At 72.0% G+C, this 21,345-nt stretch carries 19 protein-coding genes; 2 read left to right on the top strand and 17 right to left on the bottom strand.

Going from position 1 to position 21,345, the window contains the following annotated elements; translation table 11 throughout:
- Positions 1-160 precede the first annotated feature (160 nt).
- The 6 genes from ricT to tmk form a co-directional block, all read right to left on the bottom strand.
- A complete protein-coding gene (gene ricT, locus O7616_RS07160) occupies positions 161-1,000 on the bottom strand; it encodes a regulatory iron-sulfur-containing complex subunit RicT (RefSeq protein ID WP_282263042.1) in 840 nt (279 codons plus the stop codon).
- A gap of 309 nt (positions 1,001-1,309) precedes the next feature.
- Complete coding sequence (locus O7616_RS07155) at positions 1,310-1,990, bottom strand: hypothetical protein (protein ID WP_282306115.1); 681 nt, start codon at positions 1,988-1,990, stop codon at positions 1,310-1,312.
- Positions 1,990-2,295, bottom strand: a complete 306-nt coding sequence (locus O7616_RS07150) for a type VII secretion target (RefSeq protein WP_282306114.1) — start codon at positions 2,293-2,295, stop codon at positions 1,990-1,992. Before O7616_RS07150 ends, O7616_RS07155 begins: the two co-directional genes overlap by 1 nt.
- 1 nt (position 2,296) lies before the next feature.
- On the bottom strand, positions 2,297-2,626 hold the full coding sequence (locus O7616_RS07145; protein ID WP_007454690.1) for a YbaB/EbfC family nucleoid-associated protein: 330 nt from the start codon (positions 2,624-2,626) through the stop codon (positions 2,297-2,299).
- 121 nt (positions 2,627-2,747) lie between these two features.
- Complete coding sequence (locus O7616_RS07140; RefSeq protein WP_282306113.1) at positions 2,748-4,016, bottom strand: DNA polymerase III subunit delta'; 1,269 nt, start codon at positions 4,014-4,016, stop codon at positions 2,748-2,750.
- Entirely contained in the window at positions 4,016-6,106 is a 2,091-nt protein-coding gene (gene tmk / locus O7616_RS07135; protein ID WP_282264692.1) for a dTMP kinase, read from the bottom strand. The genes O7616_RS07140 and tmk overlap by 1 nt, the downstream gene beginning before the upstream one ends.
- Positions 6,107-6,423: 317 nt before the next feature.
- Between tmk and O7616_RS07130 the strand changes: the two genes are divergently transcribed.
- The gene (locus O7616_RS07130) at positions 6,424-7,632 is read left to right on the top strand and encodes an amino acid deaminase/aldolase (RefSeq protein ID WP_282306112.1); all 1,209 of its coding nucleotides are present in this window, start codon (positions 6,424-6,426) and stop codon (positions 7,630-7,632) included.
- A 53-nt stretch (positions 7,633-7,685) separates the two neighbouring features.
- On the opposite strand, the gene O7616_RS07125 is transcribed toward O7616_RS07130, so the two are convergent.
- Positions 7,686-8,282 carry a TetR family transcriptional regulator gene (locus O7616_RS07125; protein WP_282307553.1) on the bottom strand — a complete coding sequence of 199 codons (597 nt, stop codon included), beginning with the start codon at positions 8,280-8,282 and terminating at the stop codon, positions 7,686-7,688.
- 226 nt (positions 8,283-8,508) lie between these two features.
- Here O7616_RS07125 and O7616_RS07120 point away from each other — a divergent pair, with 226 nt between their 5' ends.
- The gene (locus tag O7616_RS07120) at positions 8,509-9,825 is read left to right on the top strand and encodes a D-arabinono-1,4-lactone oxidase (protein ID WP_282306111.1); all 1,317 of its coding nucleotides are present in this window, start codon (positions 8,509-8,511) and stop codon (positions 9,823-9,825) included.
- A 69-nt stretch (positions 9,826-9,894) separates the two neighbouring features.
- Here the strand turns inward: O7616_RS07120 and O7616_RS07115 are convergent, their stop codons facing one another.
- The 10 genes from O7616_RS07115 to O7616_RS07070 all read right to left on the bottom strand — a co-directional run bounded on the left by O7616_RS07115 (position 9,895) and on the right by O7616_RS07070 (position 21,222).
- Complete coding sequence (locus tag O7616_RS07115) at positions 9,895-10,995, bottom strand: GDSL-type esterase/lipase family protein (protein WP_282306110.1); 1,101 nt, start codon at positions 10,993-10,995, stop codon at positions 9,895-9,897.
- 18 nt (positions 10,996-11,013) lie between these two features.
- Positions 11,014-11,994, bottom strand: coding sequence for an NADPH:quinone reductase (locus tag O7616_RS07110; RefSeq protein ID WP_282306109.1), 981 nt, complete (start codon positions 11,992-11,994; stop codon positions 11,014-11,016).
- On the bottom strand, positions 11,994-12,293 hold the full coding sequence (locus O7616_RS07105; protein ID WP_282306108.1) for a hypothetical protein: 300 nt from the start codon (positions 12,291-12,293) through the stop codon (positions 11,994-11,996). The genes O7616_RS07110 and O7616_RS07105 overlap by 1 nt, the downstream gene beginning before the upstream one ends.
- A 6-nt stretch (positions 12,294-12,299) precedes the next feature.
- Positions 12,300-12,923, bottom strand: a complete 624-nt coding sequence (locus O7616_RS07100) for a TetR/AcrR family transcriptional regulator (RefSeq protein WP_282306106.1) — start codon at positions 12,921-12,923, stop codon at positions 12,300-12,302.
- Positions 12,924-13,158: 235 nt separating this feature from the next.
- Complete coding sequence (gene topA / locus O7616_RS07095; RefSeq protein WP_282306105.1) at positions 13,159-16,014, bottom strand: type I DNA topoisomerase; 2,856 nt, start codon at positions 16,012-16,014, stop codon at positions 13,159-13,161.
- A gap of 381 nt (positions 16,015-16,395) precedes the next feature.
- Entirely contained in the window at positions 16,396-17,118 is a 723-nt protein-coding gene (locus tag O7616_RS07090) for a hypothetical protein (RefSeq protein WP_282263051.1), read from the bottom strand.
- A complete protein-coding gene (locus tag O7616_RS07085) occupies positions 17,109-17,651 on the bottom strand; it encodes a hypothetical protein (protein ID WP_282263053.1) in 543 nt (180 codons plus the stop codon). The genes O7616_RS07090 and O7616_RS07085 overlap by 10 nt, the downstream gene beginning before the upstream one ends.
- A 102-nt stretch (positions 17,652-17,753) precedes the next feature.
- Positions 17,754-20,114 (bottom strand): sodium-translocating pyrophosphatase, encoded by a 2,361-nt coding sequence (locus tag O7616_RS07080; RefSeq protein WP_282263054.1) that lies wholly within the window; start codon positions 20,112-20,114, stop codon positions 17,754-17,756.
- Between the two features lie 317 nt (positions 20,115-20,431).
- The gene (locus O7616_RS07075) at positions 20,432-20,869 is read right to left on the bottom strand and encodes an ATP-binding protein (protein ID WP_030334228.1); all 438 of its coding nucleotides are present in this window, start codon (positions 20,867-20,869) and stop codon (positions 20,432-20,434) included.
- Positions 20,866-21,222: an STAS domain-containing protein gene (locus tag O7616_RS07070; RefSeq protein ID WP_282263055.1), complete on the bottom strand. Its 357-nt coding sequence runs from the start codon at positions 21,220-21,222 to the stop codon at positions 20,866-20,868. Before O7616_RS07070 ends, O7616_RS07075 begins: the two co-directional genes overlap by 4 nt.
- Positions 21,223-21,345 lie beyond the last annotated feature (123 nt).

The following is a 21,345-nucleotide window of genomic DNA, read 5'->3' as shown; positions in this document are numbered from 1 at the left end:
CCACCCCACCCCACCCGCAGAGCGAAGTTGATCAAGAGGTTTGCGTCAAAAATCGAGCCGCACATGACGCAAACCTCTTGATCACCGCGGGGGGCGCCGCGGGGGGCGCGGGGTGGGGGGTGGGGGGTGGGGGGTGGGGGGTGGGGGTTAGGGGTCGGGGTTAGGCGGTGTAGTGCTGGTCGTGGGCTTGGCGGGGGGCACAGACGGAGGCGCGGGAGCAGGAGCAGCGGGAGCCGTCGGCGTCCAGTCGGACCGTCACCGCGTCGCGGGGGACGCTGTGGCCGACCACCCGGCCGTCCCCCTCGGGCGTGGAGACCCGGCTGCCGACCGCCGGGGCGGTCTCCTGGAAGCGCTGGTACAGCGGATGCTCGTACTTCAGGCAGCACATCAGCCGGCCGCACGCCCCGGAGATGCGCAGCGGGTTCAGCGGCAGGTCCTGGTCCTTCGCCATCCGGATGGTCACCGGCTCGAAGTCGGTCAGGAAGGTGGCGCAGCACAGGTCGCGACCGCAGGAGCCGATGCCGCCCTGCACCCGCGCCGAGTCACGGGCGGAGAGCTGACGCAGCTCGACCCGGCAGTGCAGGGTGGCGCCCAGGTCGCGGACCAGGGAGCGGAAGTCCACCCGGTGCGGGGCGGTGAAGTACACCGTGCTGCGTTCGCCGCCGCCCTCGGCGGAGCCGAGCACATGGTCGACGGCCACCACCTTCATCGGCAGGCCATGCGAGCGGATCAGCCGTTTCGCGGCCACCTTCGCCTCGGCCTTGCGGCGACGCAGCGCCTCGTCCCGCCGCAGGTCGTCCTCGGCGGCCAGCCCCACCAGCCGGGGGAAACCGTCGGTCTCCTCGGTCACCCACTGCGCGGCCCACACGCACTCCGCCACCTCGGGCCCGTCGTCGGTGGGCACCAGCACCTTGTCGCCGACCTGCGGGCGCAACTCGCCGGGGTCGAGGTAGTAGAGGCGCCCGTACCGGTTGAAGCTGACCGCGCAGAGCATGCCCATCCCCCCACCCTACGACGCCCCCGCGTCGGACAGCACCTCAGCCGACGACGCCCCGCTCGCATTCATGACCGTCGACTCGTCCTATTGCCCGACGGCCCGTCGTGCCGTTGCCCCTCGCCCGGACGGTTGAATCCGGGCCCCGGCAGCAGACAAGACCGCCTCGACAGCGTTGAGTGGAGGCATACCTGCGGGGGGTGCAGGGGGAAGACCACGGCGTCGCCCGGGAAGCCGACTCAGGTCGGGATGCCCGCGAGCGACGCCGTGGTCTGTTCGGGACCGGTGCGGCGACGGCCGGGGCAGCGGGCCCGGCTACCAGCCGACCCGGGTGGGCTGGTCGTAGCGGGGCCGCCCCTCCGTCGGCGGCCGCCACGACACCTCCGCGAGGCTGGGCGCCCACTGACGCAGCAGCGTCTCCGCACCGTCGTACGCGACGCAGAGCACCGCCAGCACCCGGGCGGCGATCTCGGCGGCGTCGGCCACGCCGGGCCCGATCGGCCCGGGCCGCGTCGACACACCCGTGGCGGTCGCGGCGACCACGGCCACCGCTTCGGCCGAGCGCAGCACGTCGGCGAGGGTGCGGGCGAGGGCGAGTCGGCTGCCCTCCACCCAGTCGGCGAGCGCGTCGGCGTAGCCGGCTGTGGATTCGAGCCGCCCGACCAGGCTGTCGGGGCCCTCGTCGAGGTGGTGCAGCAGTGCCGCCCGCTGCTGTCCGTACGCCGTGGCGGCCGGACCGGACCAGAGCACCTGGTCGGTGAGCGCGGCGGAGACGTCGTCGTACCCCCGGACGAGCCGGCGCACCGCGTGCCCGGCACCGGCGAGCGGCGCGGGGTGGAGGTCGAGGAAGCCGCGCACCGCCTCGCCCGGCAGCACCTGCATGCGGCGCAGCAGCGGCCAGACCCGGTGGCCCTCCGGGACGCCCGCGGCGATCAGTGCGTCGACGCGGCGCAGCAGGTCGAGGCCGGGCTCGGCGAGCCGGTCCAGTGCGTCCATCACGCTTCCCCGGCGAGCCGGCGGCGGGCCGCCCGGTCGACCTCGGCGTAGCGGTCGGCCGCCTCCCGCACGGCGGCGGCGGCGGTGGCCAGCCGACCGGCGGCGGCGCGGGCCTCGCGGGCCCGGTCGTCGGTGGCGGTGGTCCACTGCCTGTGCAACGCGCGACCGATCTCGCCGGGCCGACCGGGGGTGTCGGCGCCGAACGCGGCCTGGGCCGGATCGGTGGCGGTGACGGTGTGCGAGACGGCGGTGAGCGTGGCGCTCGCCTCGTCGAGCCGGGCGGAGAGCGCGCGCAGTGTGTCCATCTCAGGCTCCCGCGAGCGGTCGGTAGGCGGCGAACGTCTCGTTGTGCAGCTTCTCCCGGGCCCATTCGGCGGCATCGGCCGCCGCGGTGACCGCGGCCTGCACGGAGCCGGCCACATCCCGTGGGCTGCGGGTGTGCAGCGGCCCGAGGAACCGGACGTCGGTGATCCGCCCACCGGCGGTGACCACCACCTCGACCAGACCGTCCGGCGACCGGACGGTCACCTCGACGGTCGACACCGCCTGGTCGAACTCGGCCTGCAGCGACTCGATGCGGCGGTAGCGCCGCACCGCCTCCTCGATCCAGGCTTCGTCGATCTCCCCCCGCGGCATCGGCCGACTCCTCCCGGGTGATCCCTCACTCAGCGTGCCGTCACCGTCACCACGGCACAGGGACCGTACCGCACAGCAATCGGGCCTGTCGATGCCTGTGGACAATGCTGGAAGCCGCGGGTCAGCCCTTCCAGAGGGCGAGCATCATCGCCTCGACCGCGATCCGCGGCTTCACGTTCGCCTCGATCGCCGACCGGCAGGCGAGCACTGCCTCCAGCCGGCGCAGCGCCCCCTCGGCGTCCCACTTCTGCGCGCCGGCACCGGCCAGCGCGGCCGTGTCGGTGTGCACCGGGGCGACGGGCGCGCGCAGCGCCATGGTGAGCGCGTCCCGGTAGAAACCCGCCAGGTCGACGAGCGCCCGGTCCAGCGCGTCCCGCTGGGCCCGGGTGGCCCGGGACTTCTGCCGCTTCTCCAACTCCTTGAGCTGACCGGCGGCACCCCGGATCGCGCCGGACGCGCCCCGGCCGGTGCCACCCGCGCCGAGCGCGGTCTCCAGCGCCGCCCGCTCGGCCGCGTCGGCCTCGGTGACCGACGCCTCGGCCTCCGCCTCGGCCGCCTCGATCAGCGCGGACGCCGCGTCGAACGCCGCACCGACGCCGGTCAACCGGCGCGGCACCGCGAGCACCGCCTCCCGTCGCTTGCGCGCCTCCGGGTCGCGGGCCAGGCGGCGGGCCCGACCCACGTGCCCCTGCGCGGCCGCCGCCGCCCACTGCGCCACGTCGGGCGCGATGCCGTCACGACGGACCAGCACCTCGGCCACCGCGGTGGCCGGCGGCTGCCGCAGGGGTACGACGCGACAGCGCGACCGGATGGTCACCGAGACGTCGTCCGGGTGGGTGGACGGGGCGCAGAGCAGGAAGACCGTACGCGGCGGAGGTTCCTCGATCGCCTTGAGCAACGCGTTGCCGGCGGCCTCGGTGAGCCGGTCGGCGTCCTCGATGGCCACCACCTGCCAGCGCCCGCCGGAGGGGGTGGTGGCCGCGCGCAGCACCAGCGCGCGCATCTCGTTGACCCCGATGGAGAGCCCTTCCGGCACCACCAGCCGGACGTCGGCGTGGGTGCCGCCCATCGTGGTGCGGCAGCCGGGGCACTCACCGCACCCGGTGCCGTGCACGCACTGGAGCGCGGCGGCGAACGCCCGGGCGGCCACCGAACGGCCCGAGCCGGGAGGGCCGGTGAAGATCCAGGCGTGCGTCATCCCGGCAGCCGGGTCCACCCCGCCGGGCCCGGTCTCGTCGGCGAGCGCGGAGTCCCCGTCGCCGACGGCGATCAGCGCGGGCGCCCGGTCGGCCGCGCCCGCGCGCAGCACGGCAGCCGCGGCGGCGGCGGCCCGACGCAGCTCGGCCACCGCCTCGTCCTGACCGACCAGGTCGGCGAAGACGTCCGGCATCAGGTCTTGTGCTCCATCGTCACCAGCTCCGCGTCGGATAACTCGGGCTGCACCGAGGTGTCCGGACCCTGCGCCGGACGGGGGTGCACGATGCCGCCCGGGCTGCCGAGCATCTCCTCGACCCGGCGGACCACCTGCCCGGTGATCTCGTCGGCCGGTCGGGACGCGTCGAGCACCAGGTAACGCTTCGGATCGGCGGCGGCGAGGTCGAGGAAGGCGTACCGGACCCGCTCGTGGAAGGCGACCGACTCGGCCTCCAGCCGGTCGGTGCCGGCGCTGCGCGAGACCACCCGGGACAGGCCGGTCTGCGGCTCGACGTCCAGCAGCACCACCAGGTCGGGCTTGAGCCCGCCGGTGGCCCAGGAGGAGAGCCAGGAGACCTCGTCGACGGGCAGGGTCCGGCCCGCACCCTGGTACGCCAGGGACGAGTCGACGTACCGGTCGCTGATCACCACACCACCCCGGACCAGCGCGGGCCGGACGACGGTGGCCACGTGGTGCGCGCGGTCGGCGGCGTAGAGCAGGGCCTCGGCCCGTGGTGAGGGCGCCTCGTCGCCGGAGGTGTCCAGCACCAGCGACCGGATCCGTTGGCCGACTGCTGTCGCCCCCGGTTCCCGGGTGACCACCACGTCACGCCCCTGGCCGCGCAGCCGCTCGGCGAGCGCGGCGAGTTGGGTGGACTTGCCGGCGCCCTCGCCGCCCTCGAACACCACGAACAGCCCGGTGGAGACGAACGGCTCGGAGGGCATCAACGGGCGGCCCCGGATCGAGCCCCAGAGGTCGGCGAGGACGGGGACGCCCTTCTTGTCGTCCATCTGGCCGAACGCGCTGATCCCGGCGAAGATGCCGGCCGCACCGGCGGCGAGCAGCAGCAGTCGGGTCGAGGAGATGGACACGCCCAGGTCGGCGATCTCCAACTTGCGGGAGCCACCGACACCGGCGAGCAGACTGCTCAGCGCGATGGCCAGGATCAGCACCAGCCGGGTGCCGATCTGCACCACGGCGAAGACCCGGCCGCGCACCTCGTCCTTGATCTCGCCACCGAGCAGGGTGGTGCCGGCCAGGAAGGCCATGCCGGCACCGGCACCGACCAGCACCGCGCCGACGATCGCCATGGACAGGTGGATGGCGAAGGCGAGGGTCATCACGGCGGCGCTGGCCAGCACGATGCTCATGCCGAACCAGCGACGCCGGGACATCTCCTTGACGATCATCGGACCGAGCCCGATGCCCAACGCGAGGCCGACGAAGATGGCACCGAAGAGCAGGGAGAACGCGGCGTCGCCGGCACCGAGTGAGCTGGCGAAGAACTTCGCGGTGCCGATGACGATGCCGCCGCCGGCGAACGCGCCCAGGATGCCGAGGACCAGGCCACGCACCAGCGGGGTCTGGCCGATGAACTGCCAGCCCTCCTTGAACTGGCGCAGCATGCCCTGCTCCTGGCGGTCGGCCTCGGCGGTCTGCCCCTGGCTGATCTCCTTGATGCCGAACGCGACGACCAGGGCGGTGGCCAGTCGGGAGAGGGCGTTGAACCAGAGCGCCAGCTGGGCCGGTTCGGCCCAGTCCGGGAAGTTGCCGCCGGTCACGCCCCGGACGCTGCGGTCCAGGCCGGCGCTGACGGCGGCGGCGAGCACCGGGGTCAGGCCGTAGGTGGTGATGAGCGTGAGCTGGTTGGCCGCCTCCAGCCGGGCGCGCGGGATCAGGTTGGGGACCGCGGCCTCCTTGGCCGGGATCCAGATCAGCGTGATCGACTCGATGAGGAAGGTGGCGACGGTTGCCCACAGGACCACCACGGCGCCGCTGGCGCCGACGAGCGCGACCATCGGGATCGAGGCGAAGAGCACGAACCGGAGCAGGTCGCAGATGACCATCGTCCAGCGTCGGTCGAAGCGGTCGGCGAGCACGCCGGCGATCGGCCCGAGCACCAGTGCGGGGAGCAGACGGATCGCGATGACGCCACCGAAGACCGCGCCCTGGGCGGTGCTGCCCTCGACCTGGGAGGAGGCGAAGACCGAGGTGGCCAGCAGGCCGAGCCAGTCACCGAAGGAGGCCGCGCCGAGCACGATCCAGAGGCGGCGGAACGGCTGGATGCGCAGAACCGACCGGATGGCGGCATAGCCGGACGGATCGACCTGACCGCCGCTGGGCTGATTGGCGGCGGTGCCGGACCGGCCGCCGGAGCGCGACACGCCGGGCGACTCGCCGCTGTTCTGGCTTTCGATGGCCGTACCTCCACGTGCCGGCCCATCGCTGGGCGCCTCCGGTGCAACACTCTAGACCCGGTGGGGGGCCACCCCACCGGCGACATTCTCCTGCTCGCTGAGCCTAGGCCGCCGGAGCCACCGACCGCAGCCCGGACGTACGCGAGGGTATTTCGCATTTACCGTCGGACAGTTAGCGTGCACACGTGGCCATCGAAAGCGACAAACTTCGCGAGCGCCTGGATCGGGCGACCGCCCACCTCGACCCGCCCTATGCCGTGGTCGACCTCACCGCCTTCGACGCCAACTCGGCCGCCCTGGCCGAGCGCGCCGCCGGCAAACCGGTCCGCCTGGCCAGCAAGTCGGTACGCAGCCGAGAGTTGATCAGTCGGGCCCTCACCCGGCCCGGCTGGCAGGGGATCATGGCGTTCACCGTGCCCGAGGCCATCTGGCTGGTCCGTGCCGGTGTGAGCACCGACGTCCTGGTCGCGTACCCGAGCGCGGACCGGGCGGCGCTCGCCGAACTGGCCGCCGACCCGACCCTGGCCGCCGCGATCACCCTGATGATCGACGGCACCGGGCAACTCGACCTGATCGACGCCGTCCGGGCTCCCGGGCAGCGCGCCGAACTGCGCGTCTGCCTCGACCTGGACGCCTCCTGGCGGCCGATACGGGGGCGGGTGCACGTCGGTGTCCGCCGCTCACCGGTGCACAGCGCACGGGCGGCCGGCGCGCTCGCCGCCACCGTCGCCGGCCGGGCCGGCTTCCGACTGGTCGGGCTCATGTCGTACGAGGCGCAGATCGCCGGCCTGGGCGACGCGCCGCCGGGGCAGACGCTGCTGGCCGGCGCGATCAGGCTGGCCCAGCGCGGGTCGTACCGCGAGTTGCTGGCCCGCCGGGGTGCGGCGGTGGCCGCGGTACGCGAGCACGCCGACCTGGAGTTCGTCAACGGAGGCGGCACCGGCAGCGTGGCGGCGACCAGCGCCGATCCCGCGGTGACCGAGGTCACCGCGGGATCGGGTCTGTACGGGCCGACGCTGTTCGACGCGTACCGCGCCTGGCGGCCCACTCCGGCGGCCTTCTTCGCCTGCGCGGTGGTCCGCCGGCCGACGCCGGAGCTGGCGACAGTGCTCGGTGGTGGCTGGATCGCCTCCGGCCCGGCCGCCGACAGCCGGCTACCTCGGCCGTGGCTGCCGGCCGGGCTCAAGCTGGTCGGCACCGAGGGCGCGGGCGAGGTGCAGACCCCGCTGTCCGGCGCGGCCGCGGCCACCCTGCGTGTCGGCGACCGGGTGTGGTTCCGGCACGCCAAGGCCGGTGAGTTGTGCGAGCGGGTCAACGACCTGCACCTGATCGAGGGGGACGCCGTCGTGGCGACGGTGCCCACCTACCGGGGGGAGGGGCAGGCATTCCTCTGATCCGCCACCCGCCCCGAGCGACCCGTCGCCCGCCCCGGCCCACCGAGCCCGGGTCAGGCGGGCTGGGCCTGCTGACCGGCGGCGGGCAGACCGCTGTCCGAGCCGTCGACCTGCCGATGCAGATACTCCCGGATCAGTGCCTTCGCTTCGAGCAGCACTCGCTCGTCGCCGTCGGAATTGCGCCGGAACGCGAGCTTGATCAGCGCATCCGCCGCCTCGACCGCGATCTCCAGGACGAAGCGCAGCTTCGGCACGTCGGTGAGCCCGAAACGCTCGGTGAGCACCCGGGCCAACTGGTCGGCGATCACGCCGTTGTTGTCCCGCTGCTCGTCGAGCAGGTGCAGGTCGACCACGTCGCCGAAGTGCAGGGTGCGGAAGCCGGGGACGGTGCGGTGCATGGTGATGTACTCGTCGATCCCCGCGTCGACGCCGTCCCACCAGTGCGTCATCTCGTCGGAGGCGAACCGCTCGTCGAGGCGCTGGAGGTAGGACTCCATGGTGCGCAGGGTCAGCGCCTGCACGATCGCCCGCTTGTCCGGGAAGAACTGGTACACCGACCCGATCGCCACCTCGGCCCGCTCGGCGAGCAGGGTCGTGGTCAGACCCTCGTACCCCACCTCGTCGACGAGTTCGGCGCAGGCATCCAACATGCGCTGTACCCGCGCGACACTTCGACCCTGCACCGGTACGCGGCGCAGCGGACCGGTCGTGGCGGCTGGTGTGGACACTCTGCGCCACCCCCCTTCGACGGATGAACATATCTCCACGTCACGAGTCCGTGACTACCGGTACAACGAGCGGATCGCAATTGCGGTATTTACCAGGTACAACGTTCCTGATATGAAGTCAGTTCATATTCATGAATGAGGAGTGCGCATGGTCGGCACCGCACCGCTCACCGCCACCTGGTCCAACTGGGCCGGCAACCAGCGTGGCAGCGCCACCGCGATCCTGCGCCCCGGCTCGCCGACCGACGTCGCAGAAGCCGTGACCGACACCGCCGCCGCCGGTGGTCGGATCCGCGTCACGGGCAGCGGCCACTCGTTCACCGCCGTCGCACTCGCCGACGACCGCCGGATGGATCTGTCCGAGCTGCACACCCCGGTCAGCGTCGACGTCGCACGCCGACTGGTCACCGTACCGGCGGGAATGACCCTGCACACGCTCAACAGCCTGCTCGCCCGGCACAACCTCGCGCTGCCCAACCTCGGGGACATCGACGCGCAGACGGTCGCCGGGGCGATCTCCACGGGCACCCACGGCACCGGCGCCGGCTACGGGTGCCTGTCCACCTTCGTCGAGGCGGTCACAGTGGTCACCGGCACCGGCGAGGTGCTGCACTGCTCCGCCGACGAGAACCCGGACGTCCTGGCCGCCGCCCGGGTGTCGCTCGGCGCGCTCGGCGTCCTGGTCGAGGTGACCCTGCGCTGCGTGGACTCCTTCGTCCTGCACGCCCACGAACGCCCGGCCGAGCTGGCCGACGTGCTCGGCGAACTGCCCGCGCTGATCGGCCGGCACGACCACGTCGAGTTCTACTGGTTCCCGTACACGTCCCGGGTCCAGGTCAAGGCCAACGACCGGGTACCGGCCGACGACCGACCACTGTCCCGCTGGCGCGGCTGGCTGGACGACGACTTCCTGTCCAACCGGGTCTTCGCCGGGGCCTGCCGACTCGGCCGGGCCGTGCCCGCCCTCGCGCCGGGAATCAGCGCGGTCTCCGCCCGCGCCCTCACCGAACGCCGGTACACCGGCCGCTCCGACCGGGTGTTCTGCACCCCACGCCGGGTCCGCTTCATGGAGATGGAGTACGGGCTGCCCCGCGAGGCGCTGCCCGAGGCGCTCGCCGCCCTCCGGCGGATCGTGGACGGACTGCCCTTCAAGGTGCTCTTCCCGGTCGAGGTGCGCTTCACCGCCGCCGACGACATCTGGCTCTCCCACGGCTACGGGCGGGACAACGCCTACATCGCCGTGCACCAGTACGTCGGCATGCCCTACGAGCCGTACTTCCGGGCCTTCGAACAGGTGGCCACCGGGCTGGGCGGCCGCCCACACTGGGGCAAGATGCACTACCGCGACGCCGCCTCGCTCGCCGACGCGTACCCCCGCTTCGCCGACTTCCAGGCCGTCCGCGACCGCCTGGACCCGAACCGCGTCTTCACCAACCCCCACCTGACCCACGTCCTCGGCGCGTAAGAGGCTCCCCCGCCACGCCGCCCCCGCGCGGCCCCGCCACGCCGCGCCGACCCCCCGCGGGGGCACACCCTAGAGCGCGAGGTCGTCCAGGTTGACGGCACCGGCCATGGCCTCGGCGCCCCTGTCGTTCAGGTGCATGCCGTCGCCGCTGTCCAGCGCGGGGTGGATGTGGTCGAGGGCGTGGGGGTTCGCGACGGCGCGCGCCACGTCGAAGACGGCGTCGAAGGTGTGGGTCGTCCGGATCCAGTCGTTCACCTCGCGTCGGATCGCGAGACCCTCCGGCGTGCTGATCTCGGGGCCGGCACCCGCGAACGGGCCGATGGTGGCGGCGAGAATCCTCAGGCCGGCGCGGTGGGCGCGGTCGGCCAGCGTGCGGAAACCCTCGACCAGGTCACCGGCCGTGACGGGAGGCTCACCCAGCATGCTGGGTAGACCCAGGTCGTTGATGCCGAAGTGGACCAGGACGTGGGTCACCGCCGGTATCGAGAGAACGTCCCGGTCGAAACGGGCCAGCGCGTGTTCGCCGGCCGTGTCGCGCAGGAGCCGGTTACCGGCGATGCCCTGGTTGACGACCCAGCCGCGCTTCAACCGCCGGTTGAGGAAGTCGACCGACCGGCGGTTGGCGCTGGTCGTGGTGCCGACCCCCTCGAACCAGGAGTCACCGAAGGCCACGCCGACCGTGGTGTCAGGCGGGACGAGCACGTCGACGCCCGAGATGTAGAACCGTGCTTCGACCTGTTCCGTCCACGGCGGCCGGGAAGTCGTGACCTGGTTGCCGTCGGCTACCCGGGTCAGTTCCGCAGGCTTGTGGGAGTGGGTGGCCAGGTCCGTCCGCTCCGGGAGGTAGAGGCTCACGACCAGGTCCGCGCCTGCGGCCACGGGCGTGCTGACCGGGTCCGTGACGGCCTCCCCGCCCGCCGGGATGACGCGATGCGCGGCACCGTCGAAGGTGAGCGCAACCGACCGGTCACCGACCACGGCCGCGGCGGCCCCGATGGTCAACGGGGTACGCCCGTAGCGGTTCGTCAGGCGTACGCGGAAGGCATCCCCACCGCCGGCCAGGTGCAGCACCTGACGGACGGTCTGGTCGGCGAAGCTACGGGGTTCGCTGAACTGGAGCCGCTCGTACGGGCTGATCACCGCGGTCCGGAAACCCGCTGTCCAGATCATGGATCGTTCCGTGCCCCTTCAGATGTCCAGGACGATCCGGCCGCCGGCCGAGCCGTGCTCGACCAGTTCGTGTGCCTCGGCGATCTCCGCCAGGGGCAACCGGGCGGCGATCGGGTAGCGCAGATCCCCGGCGACCAGCGCGGCTGTCAGCTCGACGGCGGCGGCCTCGTTCGCCGACTCCGGGAAGTCGTCGTTGCTGAGGAAGCGCACGGTGATGTTCTGGAAGCCGAGCGGCCAGTACGGGATGGTCGGCTCGGCGGCGACCGTCGCGTACGTGGCGATGACGCCACCGTTGCGGAGGATCTCCAGGTTGGTCGCCAGGTTCGCGTCGAAGGCCAACTCGGCGACCCGGTCGACGGGTTCCCCACCGGTGCGGTCGAGGATCCTGGCGGCGACATCGCCACCGGCGGTGTCGACAGCGTGGTGCGCGCCCGCCGCCAGTGCGTGCTCGACCTGGTCGGGCGTGCGTACTGTCGCGATCACGAGGGCACCGGCCCGGCGGGCGACCGCCAACGCGGCCCGGCCGACCGCGCCGAGGGCGCCGGTGACGACGACCCGTTGCCCGCTCACCGGACCGTCGGCGAAGATCGCTCGATGGGCGGTGATGCCCGGGATGCCGAGCCCGGCCGCCTGCTCGTACGGCACCTCCGACGGCAACGCCACGGCGTGCCGGGCCGGCACGACCGTGTACTCGGCGGCCGTGCCGAACGGGCGGTACGACTGCGCGAGATAGACCCAGACCCGCTCGCCGACGCGGGACGGATCGACACCCGGCCCGACCGCGTCGATCACCCCGGCACCGTCGCCATGCGGGACGACCCGGGGAAACGACATGGTGGACCCCCACCAGCCCTGCCGTTTGCCGAGGTCACCGACGTGGATCCCGGAAACCGCCACCCGCACCCGGACCTCGCCCTCACCCGGCTGCGGCTCGGGCAGTTCACCGACCTGGAGCACCTCGCGCGGCGGGCCCTGCCGGTCGTACCACGCGGCGCGCATCAGGCGCCCGCCGCTTCGGTCGTGGTGCCCTCCTCGACGCTGATCACCGACTCGATCAGCGAGAAGAAGGTCTGGATACCGGGCCGGTCCGCGCCCCGACGGCGCGATTCGGCGAAGTCCTCGGAGGAGGCCCAGAAGACGATGTCGACCCATTCGTCGGCCGACACCCGGACCAGTCGCGCTTCGAGGAAGCCGCCGCGGTCGGCCTGGAAGTCGCGCAGCATCGCCGGTCGCGCGGCCAGCAGAGCACCGGCGCGCTCAGCGGGCACGCGGAAACGGGTCATCTCGACGGTGGTCATCGTTCCTCAACTCTCGGTGCGGGGCTCTACGCCGTCGACGCCCAACATCAGCCTGAGCTGGGCCAGGAGGATCACCCGAAAATCCGCGGGTGTCGGCGTGGGATGGTGCTGGACGCGGGAGACGATCAGACCGGCCAGGGCCGAGAGCAGGAAATCCGTCACCGCTGCGGCGTCGTGGGTCAGGGTGAAGTCCCCCCGCCGCGCGCCTTCCTGCACGGCGGCCAGGAAGGGCGCCCGGTAGCGGGCCCACACCTGGGCGCCGTGGTCGCGAAGCTCGTCGTCGCGCATCGCCGACCGCCAGAACTCGACGAGCACCTGCCGGGTGCTCTCCGAGTTGCCCAGACTCCGGTCCACACATGCGACGAGTCGTCGCCACGGGTCGGCTTCGGCCGCGGACACCGCCCGCAGGGCTTCCACCTCCCGGTCGGTGAACACCTGCATCGCCTCGACGACCATGTCCTCGCGCGAACCGAAGTAGGTCTGCAGCGTGCTGATCGCGACGCCCCCGGCCGCCGATACATCCGTGAACCGGGTGTTCTCGTAACCGCGGGCGGCGAGCACGTCGATCACGGCGTCGAGGACGGCCGTCCGCTTCTCCCCACCCGCACGCCTCTTCCGCGTCGTCGGCATGACCATACGGTACGGCGGTACCGATCGAACGGCGAACGTCTCCCCGGCGAGGGTGACACGAAACACCTGGCCGGAGTCGCCGAACAGCGCGCGGGCCAGCCGGCCGTGCCGTCGACGCACCGGCGGACAGCCGGACGAGCGCCGAACACCGGCAGACGTAGATCTTGGACAGTTTCCGTCCCGGCGGCGGAACGGAAACTGTCCAAGATCTGCGGTGAACCAGGCTGGCGTGGCCCTACTCGGTGCTGGTGGCGGCCTTACGCGGGGCGGCCTTCTTCGCCGGGGCCTTCTTCGCCGTCGTCGCCTTCGCGGTGGTGGTCTTCTTCGCGGCGGTCGACTTGCTGGCGGCGGCCGTCTTCTTGGTGGCCGCCGTCTTCTTCGCCGCCGTGGCCTTCTTCGCCGGGGCCTTCTTCGCCGCCTTCTTCCGAGGCGCCGGACCCTTGGCCCGCTTGTCGGCGAGCATCTCGGAGGCTTCCTCGATGGTCAGCGCCTCCGGCGTCTGCCCACGTCGCAGCGACGCGTTGACCTCCCCGTCGGTGACGTACGGACCGAAGCGACCGTCCTTGATCACCAGCGGCTTCTCGGTCAACGGGTCGACGCCCATCTCGCGCAGCGGCGGTGCGGCGGCCCGCCGTCCACGGGTCTTCGGAGCGGCCAGCAGGGCCAGCGCCTCGTCCAGACCGACGGTGAACATCTGGTCCTCGGACTCCAGCGAACGGAACTCCTCGCCCCGCTTGACGTACGGGCCGTAGCGGCCGTTGTTGGCGAAGACCTCGACGCCGTCCGGCGCGACACCGATCAGCCGAGGAAGGCTGAGCAGCTTGAGTGCCTCATCCAGCGACAGCGATTCCGGTGTCTGCGTACGCAGCAGCGACGACTTCCGCTCGCCGCTGGACACGTACGGGCCGAACCGGCCGGACTTGAGCACGATCGGCTCGCCGGTGGCGGGGTCGTCGCCGAGCTTGCGCTCGCCGCTGCCGCCGAGGAACAGCTCGTGCACCTTCTCCGGGGTCAGCTCGTCCGGGGCCAGGCCCTCGGGGATCGGCGCCCGGTCCCCCTGGGCACCGGCCTCCTCGCCCTCGGCCGAAGCCGCAGCCGGCGCCGCCGGAACCTCACCGGGCACCGCCCGCTGGAGGTATGGCCCGTAGCGGCCGACCCGGACGACGACCTCACGGCCCTCGTCGTCGGTGAAGAGCGGGATCGAGTTGACGCTACGGGCGTCGATGTCGCTGAGGTTCTCGGTGACCAGCTTCTTCAGCCCACCGGAACGGGCGATGTCCTGGTCACCGGCACCGTTGGCGCTGCCGAAGTAGAACGCGGTGAGGAAGTCGACGGCGGCGTGGTCACCGCCGGCGATCTCGTCCAGCTCGTTCTCCATCGAGGCGGTGAAGTCGTAGTCGATGAGGCGGGGGTAGTGCCGCTCCATCAACCCGATCACGGCGAAGGCCAGGAAGGTCGGGATCATCGCCTGGCCGCGCTTGGTGACGTACCCCCGGTCCTGGATCGTCTGCATGATCGACGCGTAGGTGGACGGGCGGCCGATGCCCAGCTCCTCCAGGGCCTTGACCAGCGACGCTTCCGTGTAACGCGACGGCGGCTGGGTGTGGTGACCCTGCGCGGCCAACTCGTCGGCGGTCAGCGGCTGGTCCTTGACCAGGGTGGGCAGGCGGCGCTCGGCGTCCTCGGCCTCGGCGTTCTCGTCGTCGCTGGACTCGACGTACGCGCGCAGGAAGCCGGGGTCGGTGATCGTCTTACCGGTCGCCCCGAAGTCGGCCTCCTCCTGCGAGGTGGAGACCGCCCGGATGCGCACCGAGACACTGGACCCGACGGCGTCGGTCATCTGCGAGGCGATGGTCCGCCGCCAGATCAGCTCGTAGAGCTTGAACTCCTCGGCCGACAACTCCTTGGCGACCTCGCCCGGAGTGCGGAAGTTGTCCCCCGCCGGGCGGATCGCCTCGTGCGCCTCCTGCGCGTTCTTCACCTTGCCGGTGTAGCGGCGCGGCTCCGGCGGCACGCTGCGCTCGCCGTACAACTCGACGATCTGTCGGCGGGCCGCGGCGATGGCGGTCTCCGACAGGTTCACCGAGTCGGTACGCATATAGGTGATGTAGCCGTTCTCGTACAGCCGCTGGGCGAGGCGCATCGTCTGCTGCGACGACAGGCGCAGCTTGCGGGCCGCCTCCTGCTGGAGGGTGGAGGTGATGAACGGCGCGTACGGGCGACGACGGTAGGGCTTCTCCTCGACCCGGGTGACGGTGAACGGCCGCCCGTCGAGCCGGGCGGCGAGCCCCCGCGCGCCACTCTCGTCGAGGTGCACGACCCCGGCACCGGCCCGGACCCGGCCCGTGGTGGGCTCGAAGTCCTTACCGGTGGCGATCCGGTCGCCGTTCAAGGCGATCAGGGTGGCGTTGAAGGAGCGCGGCCCCTCGCCGGCGTTCGCCACGGCGAGGGTGGCCAGGATGTCCCAGTACTCGGCGGTGCGGAACGCCATCCGCTGGCGCTCCCGCTCGACCACGATCCGGGTCGCCACGGACTGCACCCGGCCGGCCGAGAGCCTCGGCATGACCTTCTTCCACAGCACCGGGGAGACCTCGTAGCCGTAGAGCCGGTCGAGGATCCGCCGGGCCTCCTGCGCGTCGACCAGGTCGCGGTCGATCTCGCGGGGGTTGGCGACCGCCGCCTGGATCGCCGGCTTGGTGATCTCGTGGAAGACCATCCGCTTGACCGGGACCTTGGGCTTGAGAGTCTCGACCAGGTGCCAGGCGATCGCCTCGCCCTCGCGGTCCTCATCCGTCGCCAGGAAGATCTCGTCGACCTCCTTGGCCAGCTTCACCAGCTTGGTGATCTGCTGCTTGCGGTCGGCGGAGACGACGTAGAGCGCGTGGAAGCCGTTGTCCACGTCGACCCCGAGCCGGGCCCAGGGCTCACCCTTGTATTTGGCCGGCACGTCGGCGGCGTTGCGCGGCAGGTCGCGGACGTGACCGAAGCTGGCCTCCACGACGTACCCCGGGCCGAGGTAGCCCGAGATCGTCTTGGCCTTCGCCGGTGACTCGACGATGACCAGACGGGTGGTTCCAGCGTTGCTAGGCACGTCTCTCCCCGACCTCACTCCTGCTCGTGGCCTGCCGGCGCCCGGGCAGCGACCGCTTTCGACCCCGCCGTCGCGCCGACGGTCCGGATGTCCAACGTAACGCGCCGCCCGCGTTTCGGGTTTCGGGGGCGGTGAACCGCTTCGGCACTGCCGGACGGCGCCACCGTACACCGTGGGTAGGGCTCTGAGAGGGTCACCGTGACGATCCCGGCCCCACAGCCAAGGTCCAACCCGCCCCTTTCCCGCCCGGATCCCCCCGCCGGATGTCCAACACCAGACACCCCCGAGCCCGTCGATCATGGACGTGTGGTGGGCGTTTCGACCCCGGAAGGGGGAAAGGTCCCCACCAGAACTCCATGATCGACGCGCTGGGGAGGTGGCTTACGGGCGCATGGGCCAGGCGTCGGGGGGTGCGGTGGGCGGTGGGGTGCCGACCAACTCGGCCAGCCGCGCCAACGGGCGGCGGCCGGTGATCCGGTACGCCGGGCCGCCCTCGTCCGGGCCGAGCAGCGCCCCCGCCAGCCCCGCTGCGTCGAGCGCGACCCCGACCGGCCCCCAACACTCCGGCCCGTCGGCGCCCAACCGCAGCAGGAAACCGTCGGGAGGCTCCGGCGTACCGGCGGCGGCCAGCCACAACCGCAGCCTCCGGCCGGTCAGGTGGAAGGTGGCCGGCGGGCGCTTCGTCGCGCCGTGCAGCCAGGCGACCGCGAGCGGCTTCAAGACCCTGGTGTACGACGTACGGACGGCGTGCCGCTCACCCTCGGTCGGCTCCCAGCTCGCCGCCAGACCCCGCGCCGCCAACTCGGCGACGAGCACGTGCACCCGCCAGGCGGCGTCCACCCGCACCGAGAGGCGGGCGGTGCCACCCATCCGGACCACCTCGCCCGGCCCGGCCAGCAACCCGGCCAGATCGGCGACGGTCGGTTCGGCCGCCTCCGCGCCGAAGAAGACGAGTTGCCGACCCGCGTCGCCACCCTGCGGGGCACTGCTGCGGGGCGGGTTGCCGCGCCGCCTCCCGGGTGCGGGGGCGTCCGCCTCGGGCGCGGGGAACAGCGCCGGGGGCGGTTCCGCCTTCGGAGTGTCACCGAGCCCGCTCAGCGACACTCCGGCACCTCGTCGAAGGCTTGTTTCAACTCCTCGGAGTTGAGCTTGCTGGTGTCCAGCGCGCTGGCGTCGTACTCCTTGTTGAGGGTCTCCACCGCGGCCCGCACGCCGTCGTAGAAGGCTGTCGGCTCGCCGGTGCCCAACCCGTCGATGGTGTCCCGGGCCCGACCGTAGGCGTCCCGCATCTTCCCCAGCGAGCTGCGGAATCCGGCGGAGATGGCCTCGCCGTTGTCGGTCTCCGGCACGCCGGCCTGCTCGACCTTGCGGCGTGCGGCCTCGCTGGCCTGCTCCGCCCCACCGAAGAGCCGCACCAGGTTCTCCTTGGCCTGCGCCGGTGTGGTCTGCGCGGTCATCTGCTCGTCGGTGCTGCTGGTCAACTTGCTGATCTCGGAGCGCCACGGGGTGAGCGCCCCGCAGACCGAGGCCGCCCAGGCACGCGGGCTGGGGCCTCCGCCACAGCCGGCGAGCACGACGACGATCGTGGCCAGGACCACCGTGAACCTTCCGGCGGCAGACGCCCGGCACGTACGCATGCGTTGCAGCGTACGGCCTCCGGCACGGTGTGGCACCGGGCCGGACGGCCGGGGTCCCCGGTCGACGCGTACGTCGACCGGGGACCCCGTGCCCGTGCCGGGTCAGGCGTTGACCGTCTCCGGGCGGTGGTCGGTGCTGCCCGCGCCGGTGTTGCCGTCGGCGTCGGAGTCGGACATCGCGATGCCCTTGCGCTTGCTGAACACCACCGACGCCACGATGATCAGCGTCGCGACCAGCGCGATGCCGATCCGCAGGCCGACGTTGCGGTCGTCGCCGACGCTCCAGGCCACCACGGCGGGTGCGATCAGCAGCGAGACCAGGTTCATCACCTTGATCAGCGGGTTGATCGCCGGACCGGCGGTGTCCTTGAACGGGTCACCGACGGTGTCGCCGATGACCGTGGCGGCGTGCGACTCGGAACCCTTGCCGCCGTACGCGCCGTCCTCGACCAGCTTCTTGGCGTTGTCCCAGGCCCCACCGGAGTTGGACAGGAACACCGCCATCAGGGTGCCGGCACCGATCGCACCGGCCAGGTACGCCGCGAGCGCGCCCGGGCCGAGGCCGAAGCCGACCGCGATCGGCGCCAGGATGGCGAGCAGGCCGGGGGTCATCAGCTCGCGCTGCGCGTCCCGGGTGCAGATGTCGACGACCTTGCCGTACTCCGGGCGCTGGGTGCGGTCCATGATGCCGGGCAGCTCACGGAACTGCCGGCGGACCTCCATCACCACAGCACCGGCCGAGCGGGACACCGCGTTGATGGCCAGACCGGAGAAGAGGAAGACCACCGCCGCACCGATGATCAGGCCGACCAGGTTGCGCGGGTTCGCCACGTTCAGCGCGTTGAGGATCTCGTTGCCGACGTCGTTCACCCCGGCGGTCGCGTACGCGCTGCTGAGCGTGTCGGTGTACGAGCCGAACAGCGCGGTCGCGGCGAGCACCGCCGTGGCGATCGCGATGCCCTTGGTGATCGCCTTGGTGGTGTTGCCCACCGCGTCCAGCTCGGTGAGCGTGCGCGCGCCGTGCTCGTCGATGTCGCCGGACATCTCGGCGACGCCCTGGGCGTTGTCGGAGATCGGCCCGAAGGTGTCCATCGCCACGATCACGCCGACCGTGGTGAGCAGGCCGGTGCCCGCCAGCGCCACCGCGAACAGCGACAGCGTGATGGAGCTGCCGCCGAGCAGGAACGCGCCGAAGACGCCGGCGCCGATCAGCACCGCCGAGTAGACCGCCGACTCCAGACCGACGCTGATGCCGGCCAGGATGACGGTGGCGGCACCGGTCTGCGAGCTCTTGCCGATGTCCTGCACCGGTCGCTTGTTGGTCTCGGTGAAGTAGCCGGTCAGCGCCTGGATCGCGGCGGCCAGCACGATACCGATCACCACCGCCCCGATGGCCACCAGTCGCGGGTTGCCCGGAGCGTCGGTCAGCCCGCTGTCGAACTCGCCGAAGGTCGCCGGGAGGTACGCGTAGGCGGCGATCGCCACCAGCACCGCGGAGAGCAGCGCGGAGAGGTAGAACGCCCGGTTGATCGCGGTCAGGCCGTTGCGGTCGGAGGCGCGCAGCCGGGTGATGAAGACGCCGACGATCGCGATCAGCACGCCGATGGTGGAGATGATCAGCGGGAAGACGAGGCCCTCCTCGCCGAACGCGGCGCGGCCGAGGATCAGTGCGGCGACCAGCGTCACCGCGTACGACTCGAACAGGTCGGCGGCCATGCCGGCGCAGTCACCGACGTTGTCGCCGACGTTGTCGGCGATGGTGGCGGCGTTGCGCGGGTCGTCCTCGGGGATGCCCTGCTCGACCTTTCCGACCAGGTCGGCGCCGACGTCGGCGGCCTTGGTGAAGATGCCGCCGCCGACCCGCATGAACATCGCGAGCAGCGCGGCGCCGAAGCCGAAGCCCTCCAGCACTGTCGGCGCGTCACCCCGGTAGACGAGGACGACGAGCGCGGCACCGAAGAGGCCGAGGCCGACGGTGAGGAAGCCGACGACACCACCGGTCCGGAACGCGATCCTCATGGCGGCCTCACGGCCACCTTCGCGCTCTCTCGCGGCGGCGGCCACCCGCAGGTTGGCGCGGGTGGCCAACCACATGCCGGCCCCACCGATGAACGCGCTGAACAGCGCGCCCACCACGAAGAACGCCGACCGGCCGATCTTCACCGCCAGCTCGCTGCCGTCGGTGTCGTGCACCGGCAGCAGGAAGAGCAGCACCACCGCGACGACCACGAAGATCGCCAGAGTGCGGAACTGGCGGAGCAGGTAGGCCGAGGCGCCCTCCTGGACCGCCCCCGAGATCTCCTGCATGGTGGCGGTGCCCTTGCCGGCGGCCAGCACCGTCTTTGTGAGGGCGGCCGCGAAGGCGAGCGCCACCAGCGCGATTGCCGCGGCGATGACGACGTAGGTGACATTGCTTCCGGTAAGGGAAAGCCCGCCGCCGTCGGCGGCAAAGGTCTCGGACATCTGTGTCCTCCTGTTACCGAACACTCGCGTCGGTGAGTGGAGACGCACTGACCGACGCCTGGATGCGGACTCGCAAGCGTGCGCCAACCCACCCCGGCGGACCAGCGATGAACACCCATACCCGCTGGCTGCGGGATGGATCACTTGCTGACAACCCGGGTACTGTAGCCCTCCGCAGTGTCGGAGGTCACACGCAGGTCCCACCGTGTCGCGATGATCTTCGTCGCTGTGTTATGAAACGAAATCTGATATAGGGCCCGATCCATGCAGGAAGGCCGCACCCCCGACAGGGGATGCGGCCCGGAAACCGGAACGGGTCAGCGGCCGACCGGCCACACCATCCGCACCTCGGTGCCGATGCCCTCGTCGACCGGGCGCACCTGGAGGTCCTCGACGAACCCGGCCAGCAGCGCGAAGCCGACGCCGGTGGTCAGCGCCTCGTCGGTGAGCGACTCGTTGGCCAACTCGTCCGGCGGCAACGCGGTCAGACCGATGCCCGCCTCGATCGGCGCCCGGTCCACCACCCGCACCGCGTACGAGCCACCGTCGGACATCTCCACCAGCACCGGGTCGGCCAGGCCGTACTGCCGGTGCAGGGCCACCGCCCGGGTGCACGCCTCACCGATGGCCAGGCGCACCTCGTCCAGCAGGTCCTCCCGGACGCCGGCACGCCGGGCGACGGCGACGCCGACCAGCCGGGCGGTGCGCACGTGCACCGGGGCGGGCGAGAACGAGAGCTTGACCGTCGCCATCACGCGCCGGCGCCCGCCGGGTCGGCGCCGATCGCCGCGTCGACCGTCGGGTGCAGCGGGAACACCTGGTCCAGTGCGGTGATCCGGAAGATCTTGAGCAACGGCTCCTTGTCGCAGACCAGGGCGAACGAGCCGCCGGCCGAACGGAGCCGCTTGAGCGCGCCGACCAGCACGCCCAACCCGGTGGAGTCGAGGAAGTCCACCCGGCCGAGATCGACCACCACGTGACGGGCGCCACCGTCGATCAGCTCGAGGAGTCGTTCGCGGAGTCGGGGCGCGGTGTAGACGTCCACCTCACCACCGACCTCGAGCACCGTGTGCTCACCCACGGTGCGCGTCGCCAGCGACAGCTCCATCGGTCCTCCTCGCCAGAGCCGTAAACTCTCGTGGGCATCTAACCACTACCGCCGGTACGGCCTGCGAACGCCAGCGGAGGCTTCCCCTTACCCCGGTGTCCGACTTTTCATCTCCGAACACCA

The sequence above is a fragment of the Micromonospora sp. WMMD964 genome, from assembly GCF_029581455.1.
Taxonomy (GTDB): Bacteria; Actinomycetota; Actinomycetes; order Mycobacteriales; family Micromonosporaceae; genus Micromonospora.
Note: the sequence above shows the minus strand (reverse complement) of the source record. Positions and strands in the feature narration are given on the sequence as shown.